This window comes from Lactobacillus sp. PV034, from assembly GCF_014522305.1.
Lineage (GTDB): Bacteria > Bacillota > Bacilli > Lactobacillales > Lactobacillaceae > Lactobacillus.
The window spans coordinates 1,316,366-1,333,846 of the sequence record NZ_CP041982.1 but is presented as its reverse complement, the minus strand read 5'-3'; the positions used below and the strand labels follow the sequence as shown (position 1 = coordinate 1,333,846).

At 33.0% G+C, this 17,481-nt stretch carries 19 protein-coding genes and 1 pseudogene; 7 read left to right on the top strand and 13 right to left on the bottom strand.

Going from position 1 to position 17,481, the window contains the following annotated elements; genetic code table 11:
- Positions 1-69: 69 nt before the first annotated feature.
- The gene (locus FP432_RS06685) at positions 70-669 is read right to left on the bottom strand and encodes a histidine phosphatase family protein (protein WP_265488543.1); all 600 of its coding nucleotides are present in this window, start codon (positions 667-669) and stop codon (positions 70-72) included.
- 126 nt (positions 670-795) lie between these two features.
- On the opposite strand from FP432_RS06685, the gene FP432_RS06680 reads away from it, so the two are divergent.
- Entirely contained in the window at positions 796-1,980 is a 1,185-nt protein-coding gene (locus tag FP432_RS06680; RefSeq protein ID WP_265488542.1) for a multidrug effflux MFS transporter, read from the top strand.
- On the opposite strand, the gene yaaA is transcribed toward FP432_RS06680, so the two are convergent.
- A complete protein-coding gene (gene yaaA / locus FP432_RS06675; RefSeq protein WP_265488541.1) occupies positions 1,977-2,732 on the bottom strand; it encodes a peroxide stress protein YaaA in 756 nt (251 codons plus the stop codon). The two genes, FP432_RS06680 and yaaA, sit on opposite strands and share 4 nt — an antisense overlap.
- A gap of 70 nt (positions 2,733-2,802) precedes the next feature.
- Here yaaA and FP432_RS06670 point away from each other — a divergent pair, with 70 nt between their 5' ends.
- Positions 2,803-3,495 (top strand): hypothetical protein, encoded by a 693-nt coding sequence (locus tag FP432_RS06670; RefSeq protein WP_265488540.1) that lies wholly within the window; start codon positions 2,803-2,805, stop codon positions 3,493-3,495.
- A 42-nt stretch (positions 3,496-3,537) separates the two neighbouring features.
- On the opposite strand, the gene FP432_RS06665 is transcribed toward FP432_RS06670, so the two are convergent.
- The 4 genes from FP432_RS06665 to FP432_RS06650 all read right to left on the bottom strand — a co-directional run bounded on the left by FP432_RS06665 (position 3,538) and on the right by FP432_RS06650 (position 8,159).
- Entirely contained in the window at positions 3,538-5,310 is a 1,773-nt protein-coding gene (locus FP432_RS06665; protein WP_265488539.1) for a glycerophosphodiester phosphodiesterase, read from the bottom strand.
- Positions 5,311-5,391: 81 nt separating this feature from the next.
- Positions 5,392-6,180 carry a serine hydrolase gene (locus FP432_RS06660; RefSeq protein ID WP_265488538.1) on the bottom strand — a complete coding sequence of 263 codons (789 nt, stop codon included), beginning with the start codon at positions 6,178-6,180 and terminating at the stop codon, positions 5,392-5,394.
- A 66-nt stretch (positions 6,181-6,246) separates the two neighbouring features.
- Positions 6,247-7,050 carry a DUF4931 domain-containing protein gene (locus FP432_RS06655; protein ID WP_265488537.1) on the bottom strand — a complete coding sequence of 268 codons (804 nt, stop codon included), beginning with the start codon at positions 7,048-7,050 and terminating at the stop codon, positions 6,247-6,249.
- A gap of 212 nt (positions 7,051-7,262) precedes the next feature.
- Complete coding sequence (locus FP432_RS06650) at positions 7,263-8,159, bottom strand: cytochrome C5 (protein ID WP_265488536.1); 897 nt, start codon at positions 8,157-8,159, stop codon at positions 7,263-7,265.
- A 179-nt stretch (positions 8,160-8,338) separates the two neighbouring features.
- Here FP432_RS06650 and FP432_RS06645 point away from each other — a divergent pair, with 179 nt between their 5' ends.
- Positions 8,339-9,022, top strand: a complete 684-nt coding sequence (locus FP432_RS06645; RefSeq protein ID WP_265488535.1) for a gamma-glutamyl-gamma-aminobutyrate hydrolase family protein — start codon at positions 8,339-8,341, stop codon at positions 9,020-9,022.
- A 26-nt stretch (positions 9,023-9,048) separates the two neighbouring features.
- On the opposite strand, the gene FP432_RS06640 is transcribed toward FP432_RS06645, so the two are convergent.
- From FP432_RS06640 to glpK, 5 genes and pseudogenes are all read right to left on the bottom strand, one after another.
- Complete coding sequence (locus FP432_RS06640; RefSeq protein WP_265488534.1) at positions 9,049-9,561, bottom strand: O-acetyl-ADP-ribose deacetylase; 513 nt, start codon at positions 9,559-9,561, stop codon at positions 9,049-9,051.
- A gap of 1 nt (position 9,562) precedes the next feature.
- Positions 9,563-10,195 carry a hypothetical protein gene (locus FP432_RS06635; RefSeq protein ID WP_265488533.1) on the bottom strand — a complete coding sequence of 211 codons (633 nt, stop codon included), beginning with the start codon at positions 10,193-10,195 and terminating at the stop codon, positions 9,563-9,565.
- 183 nt (positions 10,196-10,378) lie between these two features.
- Positions 10,379-10,633, bottom strand: a pseudogene (locus tag FP432_RS06630) (PTS sugar transporter subunit IIA); the annotation flags it as partial.
- Positions 10,634-10,666: 33 nt separating this feature from the next.
- Positions 10,667-11,446 carry a tyrosine-protein phosphatase gene (locus FP432_RS06625; protein ID WP_265488532.1) on the bottom strand — a complete coding sequence of 260 codons (780 nt, stop codon included), beginning with the start codon at positions 11,444-11,446 and terminating at the stop codon, positions 10,667-10,669.
- Positions 11,447-11,464: 18 nt separating this feature from the next.
- On the bottom strand, positions 11,465-12,958 hold the full coding sequence (glpK, locus tag FP432_RS06620) for a glycerol kinase GlpK (RefSeq protein WP_265488531.1): 1,494 nt from the start codon (positions 12,956-12,958) through the stop codon (positions 11,465-11,467).
- A gap of 150 nt (positions 12,959-13,108) precedes the next feature.
- On the opposite strand from glpK, the gene thiD reads away from it, so the two are divergent.
- The gene (thiD, locus tag FP432_RS06615; protein ID WP_265488529.1) at positions 13,109-13,936 is read left to right on the top strand and encodes a bifunctional hydroxymethylpyrimidine kinase/phosphomethylpyrimidine kinase; all 828 of its coding nucleotides are present in this window, start codon (positions 13,109-13,111) and stop codon (positions 13,934-13,936) included.
- 92 nt (positions 13,937-14,028) lie between these two features.
- On the top strand, positions 14,029-14,697 hold the full coding sequence (locus tag FP432_RS06610) for a type 1 glutamine amidotransferase (protein WP_265488528.1): 669 nt from the start codon (positions 14,029-14,031) through the stop codon (positions 14,695-14,697).
- Between the two features lie 96 nt (positions 14,698-14,793).
- Here the strand turns inward: FP432_RS06610 and FP432_RS06605 are convergent, their stop codons facing one another.
- Both FP432_RS06605 and FP432_RS06600 read right to left on the bottom strand, forming a co-directional pair.
- Entirely contained in the window at positions 14,794-15,411 is a 618-nt protein-coding gene (locus FP432_RS06605; RefSeq protein ID WP_265488526.1) for a hypothetical protein, read from the bottom strand.
- Positions 15,412-15,551: 140 nt separating this feature from the next.
- Complete coding sequence (locus FP432_RS06600) at positions 15,552-15,707, bottom strand: hypothetical protein (protein ID WP_265488525.1); 156 nt, start codon at positions 15,705-15,707, stop codon at positions 15,552-15,554.
- A 23-nt stretch (positions 15,708-15,730) separates the two neighbouring features.
- Between FP432_RS06600 and FP432_RS06595 the strand changes: the two genes are divergently transcribed.
- Together FP432_RS06595 and FP432_RS06590 are read left to right on the top strand one after the other, a co-directional pair.
- On the top strand, positions 15,731-16,570 hold the full coding sequence (locus tag FP432_RS06595) for an Rgg/GadR/MutR family transcriptional regulator (RefSeq protein ID WP_265488524.1): 840 nt from the start codon (positions 15,731-15,733) through the stop codon (positions 16,568-16,570).
- Positions 16,571-16,797: 227 nt separating this feature from the next.
- Positions 16,798-17,358 carry a hypothetical protein gene (locus tag FP432_RS06590; protein ID WP_265488523.1) on the top strand — a complete coding sequence of 187 codons (561 nt, stop codon included), beginning with the start codon at positions 16,798-16,800 and terminating at the stop codon, positions 17,356-17,358.
- Positions 17,359-17,481 lie beyond the last annotated feature (123 nt).

The following is a 17,481-nucleotide window of genomic DNA, read 5'->3' as shown; positions in this document are numbered from 1 at the left end:
CAATCTATAATAAATTGTATACCAAAAAAGAAGCGGTCTCCCACTTCTTTTTTCTTTATCAATATTTCCTTATGCTAATACTCTATTCCAAAATACTAAACTAGTCTGATCGTTACTAATATGCAGTTTTGCTAAACCACAATTTTCCATTTGGTCAAAATAGCTGATATCACCATTGGTTAAATAATGGGCAACAATCATACGGCTTACTACCCCATGACAAACAACTAAGATCTTTTTATCAGGATTTTTTTTATATAATTCATCGAAGAAATCAGCTAGTCGCTCTTCAAATTGCTTTCTCGTCTCGGCATTTTTATTATACTTGTACATATTGTCTGTTAATAAACCACGATGATCAAAAGCATCTGGATAAAGTTTTTTAAACTCCTGAGAAGACTTTCCATCCCAATCACCATAATCTAATTCTTCTAAGCGTTTATCAGTTTTAATAGGAATGTCAGGGCCAACAAAAATTCTTGCTGTTTCTTGAGCTCGTTTTAGTGGACTAACGTAAACCGCATCAAACTTAGAGGCATCAAAATTTTTAGCTGCTTTTTCAGCATAAGCACGACCATCCTCGCTTAAACTAGGATCTACACGTGATCCCTGAATTTTTCTTGCTTTATTCAATTCAGTGGTTCCATGCCGCAAGAGTACAACTTCCATTTGTATCCTCCTTCTATTAAATTATGTAATGTATATGTATATTTTATAAGTTATAGTATAAAAACACAAAGTTAAGCTACAATACACTATAGAATATATTAAAAATGAGTTATAAGGAGCCACTATATGAGCAATCTAAAGAAAAGCTGGATCATTTTTATTCTCGGAACTCTTTCTGCCTTTGGCCCACTTTCCTTAGACATGTATGCTTCCGCCTTACCCGACTTACAAAAAGATTTATCTACCACTGCTTCACTAACCCAATTATCTATTACAACTTGCTTATTTGGATTAGCCTTTGGACAAATTATGTTTGGTCCCTTAACAGATCGAATTGGTCGCAAAAAGCCAACGCTTATTAGTCTTTTAGTATTCACACTTTCATCATTAGCTTTAGCCCTTAGTCCTAATATTTACTTTTTTGTTGGATTTCGTTTAATACAAGGACTAGCTGGCTCTGTGGGAATTGTTACCTCAAAAGCAATGTGTTCTGATATCTTTAAGGGAAAAGAATTTGCCCACTACTTTTATCTTTTAATGGCCGTTAATAGTATTTTCCCCGTTATTGCGCCAACAATTGGAGGATTCTTTCTCTTGTTTAGTGACTGGCGTCTAATCTTTATTACCCTGGCAATAATCGGTTTATTACTATTCTTTAGTGTATTGGGTTTTAAAGAAACTCTTACACAAACTAATTCACATAGAGATAAGTTAGGCTCTCAATTTAAGCAAATCCTTAAAAATCCTATTTTTATTTCTTTTACTCTAGTAAGCACGCTAATGACTGGTGCCCTCTATGCTTACATTGCAGGTTCCAGTTTTATGCTACAAGATCTATTCAAGATATCTGCTTTTTCTTTTAGCCTTTTATATGCAGTTAACGGAATTGGTCAAGTTGTCTTCACTTGGCTAGGATCAAAACTAGTCCAAAAATTTAAACAAGAAAAAGTTCTCTTTGGTGGAATAATTATTGCAATATTAGCAGCCATAAGTTTACTTATTACCCTGCTCTTACCACATCGCTTAGATTACGTAGTCTTGCCATTGTTCTTAATAGTTTCAATAGTAGGAGTTGGAAATCCTCTTGGATCTGCTCTAGCGCTAGAGCAAGAACGTGACTTAGCAGGTACGGCATCAGCTATTATTGGGCTTACGCAAAATCTACTAGGTGGCTTTATCTCACCTTTAGTTGGGATGGCTGGTACTACTACTTATGCTCCCATGAGCTGGATAATTTTAATTTGTGAAGTTAGTGCTCTAATTTTCTGGTACATTGGGAATTATCCTTTAACTCATAAAAAAGATAATTAATTAACTTCTACCTCCTTTTTAAAAACATATTTATTAGAAGTGCTACTTTCCTCATCAAAATGGTAACCAAAATCATTAAATGCCTGAAGTTCGTGTATATTTGTTACTTGATTTTGTGCCATAAAGCGAACCATTGCACCACGTGCCATTTTTGCATGAGTTGCTGACTGTCGCCATTTTCCATGCTTTTCTTCTAAAAATTCAATCGTAATAAATTGCTGATTCTCTTTAATATAAGGGGTAAAAAGTCGAGAATATTCTTTTGAAGCTAAATTAATGACTACTTCGTCTTCTTGATAGATTGCCTGATATAGCCTGTCATTCCAAAAATGATAAAGACTATAATCTCGAAATCCAACTAACTTATTTTGCATCTCTAGTCTATAAGGTATAATCCCATCAAAAGGGCGCAAAAGCCCGTAAAGGCCTGATACGACACGTAAATTTTCTTGCAGATAATCTAACCCTTCTTGTTCTAAAACACCCGCTCCAATATATTGATATTGCAAGCCTGAATAAGCAAATATTGCTGGCGTTAACTGCTTTTTAAGATCTTCATTTTGTAAGCGCAATTGATTTTCTTTGACAATTTTGTCATTTGCTCGCCAAATGTCTTTTAACTGAGCATAGTCTCGACTTTTTAAGAAATCCCATAGTATTTGAGTTTTATCTAAAAAATCTGGCATTGATCTTATCGGAAAGCTGTCTTGATCAATTACCATCTTTTTAGCTGGCGCAATTATAATTTTCATATCTTTCTCTCCCTTATATTTTTAATTAATTATATAATTAAGTTAAATAATTACAGAAGGTGTGAACCACATGGATGAAATAAAAGAAGATTTAAATATTGGAATTGTTCTTCAATATACAATTGATGGAAATGATGGCAGTATTGACGCTGATCTTTTAGTACGTCAAGCACGTGATGCTGGCTTTCGCGGTGTAAGTATTAAAGATGCCGATGCTATGCAAGAAAAACTATTAAAAGAATCTTGTCAAAAGTATTCTATTAAGTTTTGTCAGCCTCGACCTGCCCTTCCTCTTGCAGGCCCTGATATCTTAGCAAAATTAATGGCTGCTCGCTTAGATGATTACAATATCTATTTTGAAATCAAGTTAAATAAAAGTGGTGAAATAGACTCCAAAGAATATAAACAATTAGATCTTTTACGCCAATGGATTGATCGCTTTGGCCATGCTTATTACGAAGCACGTCCGGATAAAGATATTACTACCGATAGTAACGCCACTATCTTCAGAAATAGTGTTGCTAATTATCAAATCTATGTCTTTATTCATCAACCACTCTCACAAAAAATTACCCTTCATAATGTACCTGAGATTAAAACAGTGATGTGGATTGATACACGTAAAGACCTTAACTTTACACAAGATGGTTCTGAAATAACCATTGATCTAAAACGTGATCCTGATGATGCTGACTTTACAATTTATGGTCTACGTCTACAAGAACATCGTCCTGAGGATGATATTAAAGAAACAAAATATTAAAACTTAAGCTATGATTAAATATCAGAGCTTTTTTAGTAGTTACTAATTCCAAGGATTAGGCAGAACAATGATGTAGTTTAGCAACTGACTAACTGTCGAATGATTTCCCTCAAAATTTTTAATATTTCTTCGTAACAAACTAACATTATCAGTAATAATTCCATCTACACCCTCAATCATCATCTGCTTCATTACCCCAGAATTATTTACAGTCCACGCATAAACTGGTTTGTGCTGCAAATGTGCTTGCGTGATAAAATCACTATTTAAAGTAGAATATTCCATAGCATATCCATCAGCTAAGCTGTAAGGATAAGTAAAATTATAGGGCTGAATATAAAGCACAAAGATTTGATCATCTAACTTATGCAAGCGTTCAATTACACTATAATCTAATGACTGAACTTGATAATGACGGTGCTTAATCAAAGAACCATATTTTTGATTAAAACGAGATAGCATTAATTTTGAATCTTGAGGAGTTGTTTTTATTTCAATTAATAACTTCTGGTGAAAACGATTTGCAGCTTTTAAATAATTATCTAAGCTAGCAATTTTAGCTTGATGACCATCTTCTCTAAGCCTTATTTTTTCTAATTGCTTAAGTGTTAACTCTTTTGGCTTTTTATTCACTTTTGCAAGTTGCTTAAGATTTTCATCATGCATTACCACAAACTGATTGTCTTTAGTTTCATGAACATCAATTTCAACATAATCAGGATGTAATTTCGCTGTCTTTTTCAAAGCTGTAATAGTATTCTGGACGCCATTTTTTGCACTTACTCCTCGATGTGAAATGATCAAAGGTTGATGATGAGTGAATTGCTGAAGGTAAAATACGTTATCACAAGTGGCACTGCTAATTGCAACTAAATAGACAACTAAGCTGATAATACAAAAGCGCCAATTTATTTTTAAAGATTTTTTATTAGAATATTCAAGTTGTAAATGCAATGGCTGGAAGATAATAAAAAATGAGACCACCCCTGACCAAGTTAATACAAGTACGGAGCCGAACTGTACCAATAATAAGTTTAAATAAATAAAAATTTGATCCCAACTTTTACCCCAAGTATTCCACAGAAATTGACATAAAAGTAAGCTTCCATCATAAGCTGCTAAAATTCCTATACTTAAAACCGATACTGCAATGAGTCTACTTATAATAGCCCACCATGTCTTTTTAGAAGTTAGCTTCCAACTTTTTTTCATGGCTGACCAACTTGACTGTCCTTTAAATGCCATTATTGGCAACGTTAATAATAACCTAGCACCTAAAATCAAGATAATACTATAAATTATTAACATACTGACGCAAAATACCGGCTTACGCATCATGTAATCTAATATAAATTCCGGAATTTGAATTTTTGCAAGAAGCGGAGTCCGAAATACTAAATCAGCAAAAGGAACGATTAGAACAAAATACGCCATTAGTAATAAAAGTGAACCTAAGCGTATTCTTTTCACCGCAATCCAAGTTTGCAGTAATACTTTGTTAAAGCTAAGAGAAATATTTTTTACCGCAACCATTAAGAAAGTAAATTGACCATAAATTATTAAAATTAAACAGATTAATTCTAACAATAGGGCAAGTGCAACTAAACTGTGAGTTGTTAAAATAGTAATAATATTCTGATAGGAGATAAATGGAATTGCACTTGCTTGAAGCGTAATAGTAGCAAGAGCTCGAAAAATCGGGATTATGAGTAATACATCAAAAAGCTCTAAGCCAATAAAAAGTAATAAATAGCGCCAAATATAGTTTCTAAAATATTCTGAATATACTTTGATATCTTGAAAAAATTTTTTCATTTTATTTCTATCACCGTTAATTATTTTTTCATATCGATGATACAAAAAAGACTGTTTCTTTTCAAAACAGTCTTTTAAAAATTATTTTTTATTATCAGTTAACCCAGTCTTTGGTAATTGCGGAATTGAAACTTTTGCATAGAGAGTTTTACCAAAATTCTGCAAAAATTTGATATCTTCACTCTTATTATCTTTAAATTTAGTTAGGACTACCACACTTAAAGGGCCCTTTTGAGTTCTTAAGGCACTAGCTTCATGAATCAAATGTGAAAATTGACTCATTTTATTAAAAGTAGGTAATTCAGTATTTTCTAAAGCTAATAAGTTAAACAAGGTTGAGTGGTTTTCTAATCCTGATCTAACAATTTCACTAAATGGATTTTTACTAATCATAAAGTGGTCGAGTAACTTCATCACACTTTCTGCCGTTACTTCATTATCTTGACCAGTTGGAGAATAACGCATAAATTCTCTTCCCAAACGCATCCCCGGATGATTTTTCTTCAACCATTCATCAATTTCGTAGATATCAAAACGCTCAATTAATAGGTTACTTGCAGCATTATCTCCTATTGCCATCATCAAGTAAAGCAAATCTCTAATTGACCATTTACTTTGACCTAATTTACTAATTATTCCGGTTCCTCTAACCCTGGATAAATCGGTTACTTCGAGCGTTTCATCTAAAATTTCAGGATTTTGTTTCCATTGGTCTTCTATATATGCAGCAATTCCTAAATCAATAAAACCAGCAGCAGAAAAGCTTTTATCTGCATTATGCTTAAAAAGGATATCCTTTCCATAGCATAACAATACACCTACATCTACTTCTTTAGCTGGGATTAAATCTTCTAATTCATCTTTTAGCATTGGTATCAAGTCCTTAATATGGCTGAATCTATCAATCAATAATATTATAACACGTGATATTATATTTTATTTACTTTGCATCAAATTAAAATTAAATAATTTTTTACCTTCTTCTTCTAAGCTAATTTTATCATTTCTTTGTGATAATTTGTATCCTACAAAATAAGGAGGAGCATAAAATCTTGGAATTAATTTTGCACAAATGCGTTTCTTACCGTTACTTTCATAAGGATAAAAAAATAAATTATAAGAAGTGCAGCGACTGTGATACATTTCTTGTAAGGTATATTGCGTAGCTATTTGAATCCAATCAGCCCAATTATCTATAGCAACATCATTTTGTGAATCATTTAGATTTATATTAATTTCCTGATAGCCTTGAACTGGATGAAGCGCCATATTTACTTCTACTCGTTCATTTTCAAATACTGAGATTCCAGTAAAGTTATTTTTGTGAATATATTTATAACCATCTTCATGTTCTAAGCCAACAATTTGCATATGAGGATGTACTAGGGATCCACGAGATAAAGGGCCAAAATTTTTATACCACAGTACTGACTGGTATTTATTAGTGCTAATAACTTCATTAAAACACTGTAGAGCAAATTTCATTAATTTTCGGTTATGAGCCTTAGTATAATTACTAATATCACCATTATGATCGGCAGATTCAATTAATACGGTTTGTAAAGTATCTTTTAAAGTTGGAAAACGATTGTGTAACCACATCAAGTCGCCTTCTTTTTGATAAATATTATCCAGGCTAGCTACATCACAGAAGGGACAACTATGACTTTTATCTTTTCTAAAACTAGAGGGTTTATTCTTAGCTGTAGCTAACTTGAAGACTAAAGGATCATTATTCATAATTATCACTCCTTACAACACTTTATAATTGACATTACAATAATATCGGCTAGAATATGATTTAGAAAGTGATTAAACCGCTTTCATAAAATTTTTGTAGCTTTCCTTAACTTTAGCTCCTTCATTTATATGAAGGAGCTTTTTTATTAACAAAAAAGGCCGCTAATAAGCAGCTTTTATATTTCAGATTTTATAAAAATTAACAATCAATATCAATGAAAGTTATCTCTTTTAATACTGCGATATAAAGCAATAATAAAAACTAAAACTGCACACAAGATAGCGGGATAAGCCATGTAACCAATACTAAACATTTGGTGAATTTGTTCTTGATTCATTTGATGGTTAATTCCATATAAGGTGCCCCAATGAATAATTAATGAAGGAGTTAAAATGAATAATACTACAGATAACCCTGAACAAACCAGCATTGTCCGCCGTGAATATGGTTCTCTAAAGAATTGCCCAATTACACAAAATGCTGGTGCCAGCATTAACAGGAATGTCCAAATCATAATCCATTTTCCGTTGGGATCACTCATAAACTGAGCACTATTAGTTGCATAGCGATAAGTTCCCCAAAGTGACCCATTCATTAAATTATCCAAAATCCCAAGTGCATTAGCTCCCTGCGTTGCATACGTATTATTAGTTTGAGCAGCTGCGCCTTGGATGACTTTTAAGCTATCTTGCGCACCTGTGATCTGAAAATTAATGACGACCACTTGTCGCATATACGTAGCTAAAAACATTATCATTGCTGCTCCAAATTGAAGAGCTTTTAAGGCATTTAATTTTCGAGACCCGCCTAATTTAAATTCAATACTTAGAGTTTTTGACGGTGTCTTACTATAAGAAATTATTACTATACCTATGATCACTAATAAAAATAAAATACCTAAGCCAAGCCACCATTTGGTCATAATAAAAAGTAAGCCTAAAACCACAACAGCTACCGCTATATAAGGACGATCAATGGCTAAATCCCAAACATTAGTCTTATTCTCTTGCTCTGCTTGCTTACGATATTGCTTTCGGGTTAAATTTTGACTCTTGGCAGAGTTTTTATTTGTCTGATTCTGTTTTGGTGTAAAATTTGAATCATTCATAATTCCATCCCTTACTTACTTTCAATTTCAATGATAATCTATTATCTACGATAAACATCTCTGATCCACATATTTTGCTGTAATTTAAATTAATTTTAAAATTCAAAGTGTTAAAACAAGATATGCTAGAATTATGGCAGAGCTTATCAAGATGATAATAAAAAAGGAGAGCTGATTTAATGAAAAAAATCGCTATCACAGCAGCTATTAAAAATAATCAACTGACAATTGACCGTTCAATAATTGACCTCGTAACTAAAAATGGATTTTTACCTATTATCTTAGCTCCAGCAAGTTTAAAAGCCATGCCAGAGCCTCAAACTGATTTTGATGCTTTAATTTTAACTGATGGAGATGATATTACTCCGATTTTTTATAATGAAGAACCTTTACCTGAATTAAGAAAAACCGATCCTGAACGCGATCAATACGAACTTAATTTAATCAAGGCTAGTCACGAAGCAAATCTTCCCATTCTAGGAATTAGTCGCGGAATGCAAATCTTAAACGTTGCCTTTGGAGGCTCACTTTTTCAAGATATTTATGGTCAAAACTCTGGTGCTGGTATTCAGCATCTTCAAGCAAGCAATTTATCACAACCTAGCCACCATGTAAATGTCACTCCAGAAAGTCACCTAGCCCAAATTATCGGTAACCATCCATATGTAAACAGTTATCATCATCAAGCAATTAAAAATATTGCTGACAACTTCAATATTATTGCTACTGCCCCTGATGGCATTATCGAAGCAATTGCTTCAAATGACGGTTTAATGCAAGGCGTTCAATGGCGTCCTGATCTTTTAACCAATAATCCTGAACAAGAAGAAATCTTTACCGCATTTTTTAGTCAAATTAAATAGAACAAAAAATCTTAGTTAGAATAATTCTAACTAAGATTTTTGTTTATTAAGCCTTGATATATCTCTTTATTTTCATGATCAAAAACACAAAATATAATATTTATCTGATATTTTGTTTCTATTAACCAACTTTTCACTGTCCTCACCGCTATTTCTGCTGCCTCTTTTTTAGGATAACCATAAACTCCGGTTGAAATGCTAGAAAAAGCCAAACTTTTTAATTGGTATTTTTGTGCTAATTTTAAACTATTTCTGTAGCAATCAGCTAATAGCTTACTATTTTCTGTTGAGGTATGAAACCGATAAATTGGTCCTACAGTATGAATAACAAACTTTGCTGGTAAGTTATAGCCTTTAGTAATTTTAGCTTCACCAGTGTTGCAACCATGAAGTTTGCGGCACTCTTCTAATAATAGCGGACCAGCTGCTGCATGAATTGCTCCATCAACGCCACCACCACCTAATAGACTTTTATTAGCTGCATTTACAATGGCATCTACTTTTAATTTGGTTATATCTGCTTGTTTTACTTCTAACATCTTAATCTTCTTTGATAACTACTCCTTTAGGAAGAAGCTGTCCAACTAAGTAGTTTTGAATCCAACTACTAGTCGAATTAAAACCAAGTGCTGTTGCGCTTGTATTAAAGTATCCTGTCAACTTTCCCTTTTGAATTTCAATTAGATCATTTTCAGTAATATGAATAATACTAGACCCAGCAGTTTGTGATTTTTTTAAATTAATTAATTTTTTAATTTGTCGTCGTTCTTGAGAATCCTTTTCTCCAATTAAATTTGCCGGAACTACTAATTGGTCAGCTAATAGTGCCAGCATTGCTAATGCTTGCATTTGTAATAACTTATCATCATCACCTAAGTTTAACAAACCGCTTGCATATTCAGACTTAAGGAGCTGATTTACTTTTCCAAGAAAATCAAGTTTAGGCTTAGCTGGCGCTCTAAGTTCATTTAAAATCATATTTGTTAAATCTTGATTAATTGGTAAATTCTTTTGCTCAATAATATCTAGTCCCGCTTCTTGAGCCTGCTTCATTATTTCATCTTTATCAGTTAATACATCAGTTAAATAAACTCCATCAACACCCAAATCTTTTAAATCTTCAATTGAAAGTTTATCGTTTGCTGAAATCTGATACAAAACCTTGGCTGTCACTTTTATTCCATCCCTTCTTTATTCCTTCTTTTTAGCACTAAAATCTAGATGATTAATTAACTTAGTATTTTCTTTCCTAACTTTTAAACTTACTACATCTATTCTAGTTCAGTTAGTTAAAAGAAAACAAAATTATGTAATTTTTATCAAAAAAAGACTCGTCTCTGCGAGTCTTTCTTGATTTTAACGAGCTGTAGTTGCGATCAAATCATCACCATGTTGCTTGTTTTCGCCATCAATTCTTTGTACATTAGCGTAATTAGGAGTGTTAGTAACAACGACCATTACAGTTGGATCATAACCATCTGAAACAATTGCTGAAATATCAGCGGTTCCAAGTTTTTGACCCTTTTCAACATGTTCGCCTTGTTTTACATCACTGGTGAAATGCTTACCTTTAAGGTTTACTGTATCAATACCTATGTGAATTAATACTTCTTTTTAGGTCTCAGTTCACTTAGTACTAGCTTTTTATTCTAGATATAATGATCTTAATTTTTTTAAGTCTTCCTGAGTAAAACCTAAAATCTTGGTAAAGTAAATATCAAAGCCTCCAAAGCCATCACGTAAAGTCTGCGTAATCCCTTTAATAGCCCGGCCTTCACCGGCAGTCACATTCATGCGATTAACTAATTTAATCATATCAGAATCACTAGGAATTTGTTTTCTTAAACCATAAGGAAAAAGCTCATTAGTCAACAAATAATCTTGTGCAATCGTTTTGTCGTCTACTCCCAATCCCGTTAAAATTAAAGCAGTTACCATTCCAGTCCGATCTTTACCAGCGCTACAATGATAGACTAAAGCTTTATCTGGAGCCAAATTAAGTAATTGTACAAAAACTTGTCTGAATGCCGCTTGCCCTTCTTTACTTAAAAGGACATTTTGATAAATTTGCCCTAGATATCCTTCTACTTTAGGTATTTGATGTAAAAATTCATCTAGTTGATGATCATCTTCGATTAAATCACCCTGCGAATTTTCAGCATAGACATGACAATCTAAATATTTAGCACCTTCCCACAATTTATCAGGAGCTATCGTCTGTTCATGAGTTGATCGCAAATCACAATCAATTACTACACCCATCTCAGTCAATCTAACTTGATCATTATCACTTAATGAGCTCAAAGAGTCGGCCCGATAAATTTTATGCCATTTTGTTTTCTTACCGCTAGCTCCTTGATAACCACCAATATCCCTAAAATTAACTGTTCCGTCAAAAGTAATTAATCGCTTATTATCAGTCATTTTTCTTTTCCTTTTAGCTTAATTTTTAAACATTTGGGTTGCTTTTACAGCACATTTCCAACCTTTATATAAATGTTCACGTTCAGTAGCAGACATTTGTGGAGAAAAACTTTTACCTACATGAAATATTTTTTCAATTTCGGCTTGATCTTTCCAAAAACCAGTTGCTAAACCTGCTAAAAATGCTACACCTAAGCCTGTAGTCTCGGAAGTTTTTGCACGTTCAATTTTTGTATTTAAAATATCTGACTGAAATTGTAAGAGATAATTATTCCTACTTGCTCCACCATCTACTCTTAAGGTTTTGATATTAATTTTTGAATCTTCCTGCATTGTATCAACTACATCCCTAGTTTGATATGCAAGTGACTGTAACGTAGCCTTAATCAAGTCAGCACGATTGGTGCCCCGTGTTATGCCAAAAATTGCTCCGCGTGCATCTGCATCCCAATAAGGCGCACCTAAGCCCGTAAAAGCAGGAACAACATAAACTTCATTATGAGATTTAGAGCTTTCGGCTGCTTTTTCTGAATCTTCAGCCGTATCTATTAATTGCAGTGAATCACGCAACCACTGGATGGCACTGCCAGCTACAAAAATTGATCCTTCTAAAGCATAAGTTACCTTGCCATCTAAATAATAAGCTATTGTCGTAAGTAAATTGTGGTTTGAATTGGTAGGTTCAGCACCAGTATTCATCACGATAAAAGAACCAGTACCATAGGTATTTTTTACAGTTCCAGGTTCTAATCCCATTTGTCCAATTAAGGCAGCTTGCTGATCACCCGCAACTCCAGCAATTGGAATTTTGCCACCGAAAAAGTGATATGGCAAAGTATAACCATAAATCTCAGAATTTGATTTAACTTGGGGCAGGAGTTTTTTAGGGATATTAAGCAGCTTTAAAATATCTTCATCCCACTTTAGTTGATGAATATTAAACAACATTGTGCGTGAAGCATTAGTATAGTCAGTTGCATGAACTTTTCCACCTGTTAATTTCCAAATCAACCAACTATCAATTGTGCCAAAGAGCAGTTCACCATTTTCTGCACGCTGCTGGCTTCCAGGCACATGATCAAGAATCCATCTTATTTTTGTTGCAGAAAAATACGGATCAATAATTAATCCAGTTTTTTCTCTAATTAGATCTTTATACCCTTCATCAATTAACTTATTTGCTAATTCATTAGTTTGGCGAGATTGCCAGACAATTGCATTATAAATTGGCTTTCCAGTTTTCTTATCCCAAATAATAGTGGTTTCACGCTGATTAGAAATACCAAGAGAAACAATCTGATCTGGGCGCAAATTAGAATTAATAAAAGCTTGCGCAATAGTTGACTGCACTGCCTGCCAAATTTCTTCAGGATTATGTTCTACCCAGCCTGGATGAGGAAAATATTGCTTAAATTCTTGTTGTGCTTCAGTAATTTTTTGCCCTTGATGGTCAAAAATTAGTGCTCTAGTAGAGGTGGTTCCTTCGTCTAAGGCCATGACATATGACTGCATTTTTTATCTCTTTTCTTATTCTTTTACTTTTATTATGCCTGAAGAGTAAAAGAATTTAAATTAAGACCACTAAATAGCATTTTAGTTTCCTAGTAAAGTTTAATGCTTTATAATTGTTTTAGTATAAAGTCACTACGAGGAGATGTTTATATGACTGAATTAGAAGAACATGCTGAAGCATTAACAATTGCAGGAAACGATAGTGATGGTAGTGCTGGGATGCCAGCTGACCTTCATACTTTTTATGCTCTTGGTGTTTATGGCTTAGGCTTACTAACTTCAGCTGTTGCCGGTAATTCTAAAGGCATCTTTGCCCAACAATTAATGCCAGTTGATTTTATTAATCGTCAATTTCAAGTTTTAAATGATGATTATGTGATCAAAGCCAGTAAAACTGGAATGTTAGGTAGTAAAGAAGTTATTCATGCAGTTGCAGAAAACCTTAAAAAATTTAAGATGCAAAATATTGTAGTTGATCCCGTAATTACTACTAAACATGGCGCAACCTTATTAGAGGATGAAGCATACCAAACTTTTTTAGATGAATTAATTCCTCTTGCAACCATCATTACTCCTAATTTTTATGAAGCTCAAAAATTAGCAGAAATTGAGTTAAATAATGATGATGACATCCGTAAGGCAGCTCAAATCCTACAAAATATGGGCGCCAAAAATGTCCTAATTAAGGGGAAACATACTGGTGATGAAAGTGAAGTCCGGGATTATCTGCTTTTAGAAGATAGCAGTGAAATATGGTTGAGCAAGCCTTATTTTGAAACTAATCGAGTTAATGGTACTGGTGATACATTGTCTGCTACAATTGCTGCTGAACTTGCTAAGGGTAATGATATCAAGAATGCAGTTGAAATAGCTAAAGACTTTACCTACTATGCTCTTTCTCATCCAATCAAAGTTGGTACCTTATATGGACCAATTAACCATGGAGCAGCTCAGAAGGATTATGAAAACAAGCAATAATAAATAAGTTAAATAATACTAAAGATTTTGAGCTAAACAATCTTTTTGAGTTATACTTCATACTAAGAATAAATTTAAGGATTGATCAAGCAATGTCTAATAATACAATTAAAATCGCCTATTTATATGAAGACTTAATGAACACTTATGGTGACTCGGGCGACGTTAAGGTATTAAAATACTTACTCAAAAAGAAGAACTATGATACACAAGTGGATAATATTTCACTTGATCATGACTTCAATGCAGATGACTATGATTTTATCTTTTTTGGCGGTGGCCAAGACTTTGAACAGACTGTCGTGGCAAAAGACCTAGTTCGTCACAAAGATACCCTTGACAACTATGTTAACAGTGGTAATCCAATGCTCTGTATTTGTGGTGGTTATCAATTAATGGGTGATTATTATAAAACTAACTCAGGTGTAACTATTAAAGGATTAGGTATTCTTCCTCTTCATACTATCTTTAAATCTGATAAGCGTATGATTGGTGATACCAAATATATGACCGAATGGGGCGAAGTAACTGCCTTTGAAAATCACTCAGGGCAAACTTATTTCGATGATACAAATAAATTACATCCCTTCGGTCAAATGATTGAGGGCTATGGTAACAATCCTCAAGACAAAGAAGAAGGATTACGCTATAAGAACCTAATTGGCTCTTATTCACACGGACCATTATTAACTAATGTTAATATTGCAAATGCGATTGTAGATATGATTCTTCAAAGACATGAAGAACGGGTAAGTGCATAAATATAAAATACCTAAAAGTCAACGAATACTTTTAGGTCTTTTATTTTTGCTAACCTAATCCCGGTGTCTTAAAGATCAGATTAAGATAATTTCTAGCTAGCTTTTTTCAAAAACAAGTTTTGCAGCAACTTCCACGTCAATAACTTGGCCAGCTTCAGCTGTAATTTCTTCAGTTGAGATAGCACTTACGCCACTTGCTAACATTGCACTTTTATTATAAAAGTAGCTAAGACTATTATGTTTAACCAAAGTTGGAATTATTGTTTCGCCACCATTTGGTAAGAAAGCATTAGTAAGTGCTCCATTTAACATTGGCATTATATTTACAGCTAAACCAACAATTTTTTTCTTGCGTCTAATGTGAAGGAAAGCTGGCTTTGCAAGCACTTCATCTTGATCCGCCTCTTGCGTACCAAGATCAGGAATCCATTTTTTCTTACAATGTTCACACTGCAGCACGTTAACAGGAATTGGATTGTCCAATATCTGTTTTAAAGTAACGGGAGGCGTGAATGTTATGTCTTTTTCACTTAACACTTGTTGTACATCATCCTCCCATTCTGGACGATAAACTTCATTTACATTTACTTTACCAGAAATTTTCATATCTGCTGAAAAAGTTTTAGTTTTTAGTTTAGTAACTGATGCGCCCTGCTTTTGACACTTGGGACAAACAATTCCAACTAAAGATGGATATTTAATCAACTCTGTCATATTTATTTTACCCTTTCATTATCTACTTCAATTAGTATACTTTTTTAAAAGTGTACATTAGTAAAATAAAAAAACTCCAAAATTGAATTTTTGTACAACTTCGGAGGTTAACTTCAAAAATTATAATGATAATTTAATTGTTATTTATCATTATTAACATTATGATTTATATGGATAGTGCGGGCTTCAGGTGGCAGGTAAATGAGCTTACTTGCTCCTACTCCCATCATATCTCGCCACAATTGTAATCCTAATATACTAATTAAACAAATACTAATTAATTTTGATTTTTTCATATGGAAAGGATCCTTTCTTATATATGTTTGGTGAAAAATTTAAAGAAATTCATAAAGAGCAAAATATTTCTTTAGCCACAGCTGCAGAAAATGTAACTACCGTATCTACACTCTCTCGTTGGGAAAACGGTCAAACTAATATAAAATTCGAACAAATGATTGAGCTTTTAAATAATATTCATTTTTCTTTGCTTGAATTTATATCTATTACTATCATTACTCCTCACACTCCCTTTGTTAACCAAATAAATAGTGCTCTCAATTTCAATAGCGATCTTGAATTGCGACAGTTAAGTTTAAAATGGATAAAAATTTATCAAGCTTCTCATCAAACTACTGATCTTTTAAATGCGGCAACTGCTTGTTCCTTTTATTTAAATTTGACTTCTAAGAACATATTTCCTCATCACTATCTCAATGATTTAATTGAGGTATTTTCAAATGTAAACTATTGGAGTCATTATTATATTATTAATTTTGGAAATTCACTTATGTTGCTACCACCTAAGAATATCTATGGTTTTGCACTATTAATTATTAATAATCTCTCAGAAATTAAAAAGGGCGGCTTTGAATATTTTATAGATACTATGGATACTTTATTAAATGCAGCTCAAATGCTTATTTATTTTGCTCCTGATTATGCAATAAAATTATTTAATAAACTCAATAATATTCAACTTACCAATTATTCCATGTATATAAAAGTTCGTAGACAATTTTTAAATCAACTCCTCCACTATAAATTAACTAAAGATTCAACTTCTCTTTCAAAACTATTATCCGCATTAACTACGTTAGGAATGAATTCTATGGTTCAAATGTTTAATGAAGCTTATACTAGAATTAAATCAGAGAAGTAGATCTTTGTTCATATTATTATCTATTTATTTAGTTAGATAATTATTTTTTGCATTTTTGCAATAAAAAATATTATTTTTACAAAAAAAGAAGAAAATTCGCGCTTTTTCAGCCTTATTTTCTTCTTTTTTTATTTTCTTATTTCACTTTTGCAATAAACCATAATATTTGTTTAATAATCTGGCATAATCTTTCCAGTAATACTAATTACCACGGAGGATAACACATCATGAAATTTACAACTGTTTTAAGTGCTGGTTTAGTTGCTACAAGTATTGGCGCAGTTACTTCTACTGCAACTGCACAAGCCACTAGTCCAGCCACTACCATTACCCAAACTTATCAATTACAAGGTACTGCAACTATTACTTACCATACCCCAGTCGTTGTCTGGTCAAAACCAGGTATGCACCCGATTCATAAATATTTACCATCTCATAGCTCATGGCGTTACTTTAAAGTGGTTCAAACTGCTGACGGTCAAAGCTGGTACAATCTTGGCGGTAATCAATGGATTATGGGTAAATACGTTAACTTCAATCAAGATCCTGCTATTGGTCGTCAAGTTCCAATTGTCAGCAACCATTCTGTTGCAACTGTAACTGCCACACGTGGAGCTAGAATCTATAAGAATGTTAGTCTTGCTGGTGGAACAAAATCTGTTGCTACTGGTCGTGTATTACGCCATGGTTCAAGATGGAAGATATTTGCTACTATTAACAATGGTGTGCCTGCTTATAACTTAGGTGGTAATCAATGGGTTTATGCAACTGACGTTTCTGTAAATTAGACACGCATGTTTGGCTACTCTGACCAAGATAAGTTTAAAGATTTAATAATTTCACCTATTTTTAACAAAAAAACATATCATTTTTTATCATTAGCATGTACACTATGTATGTAAAAAATCTTA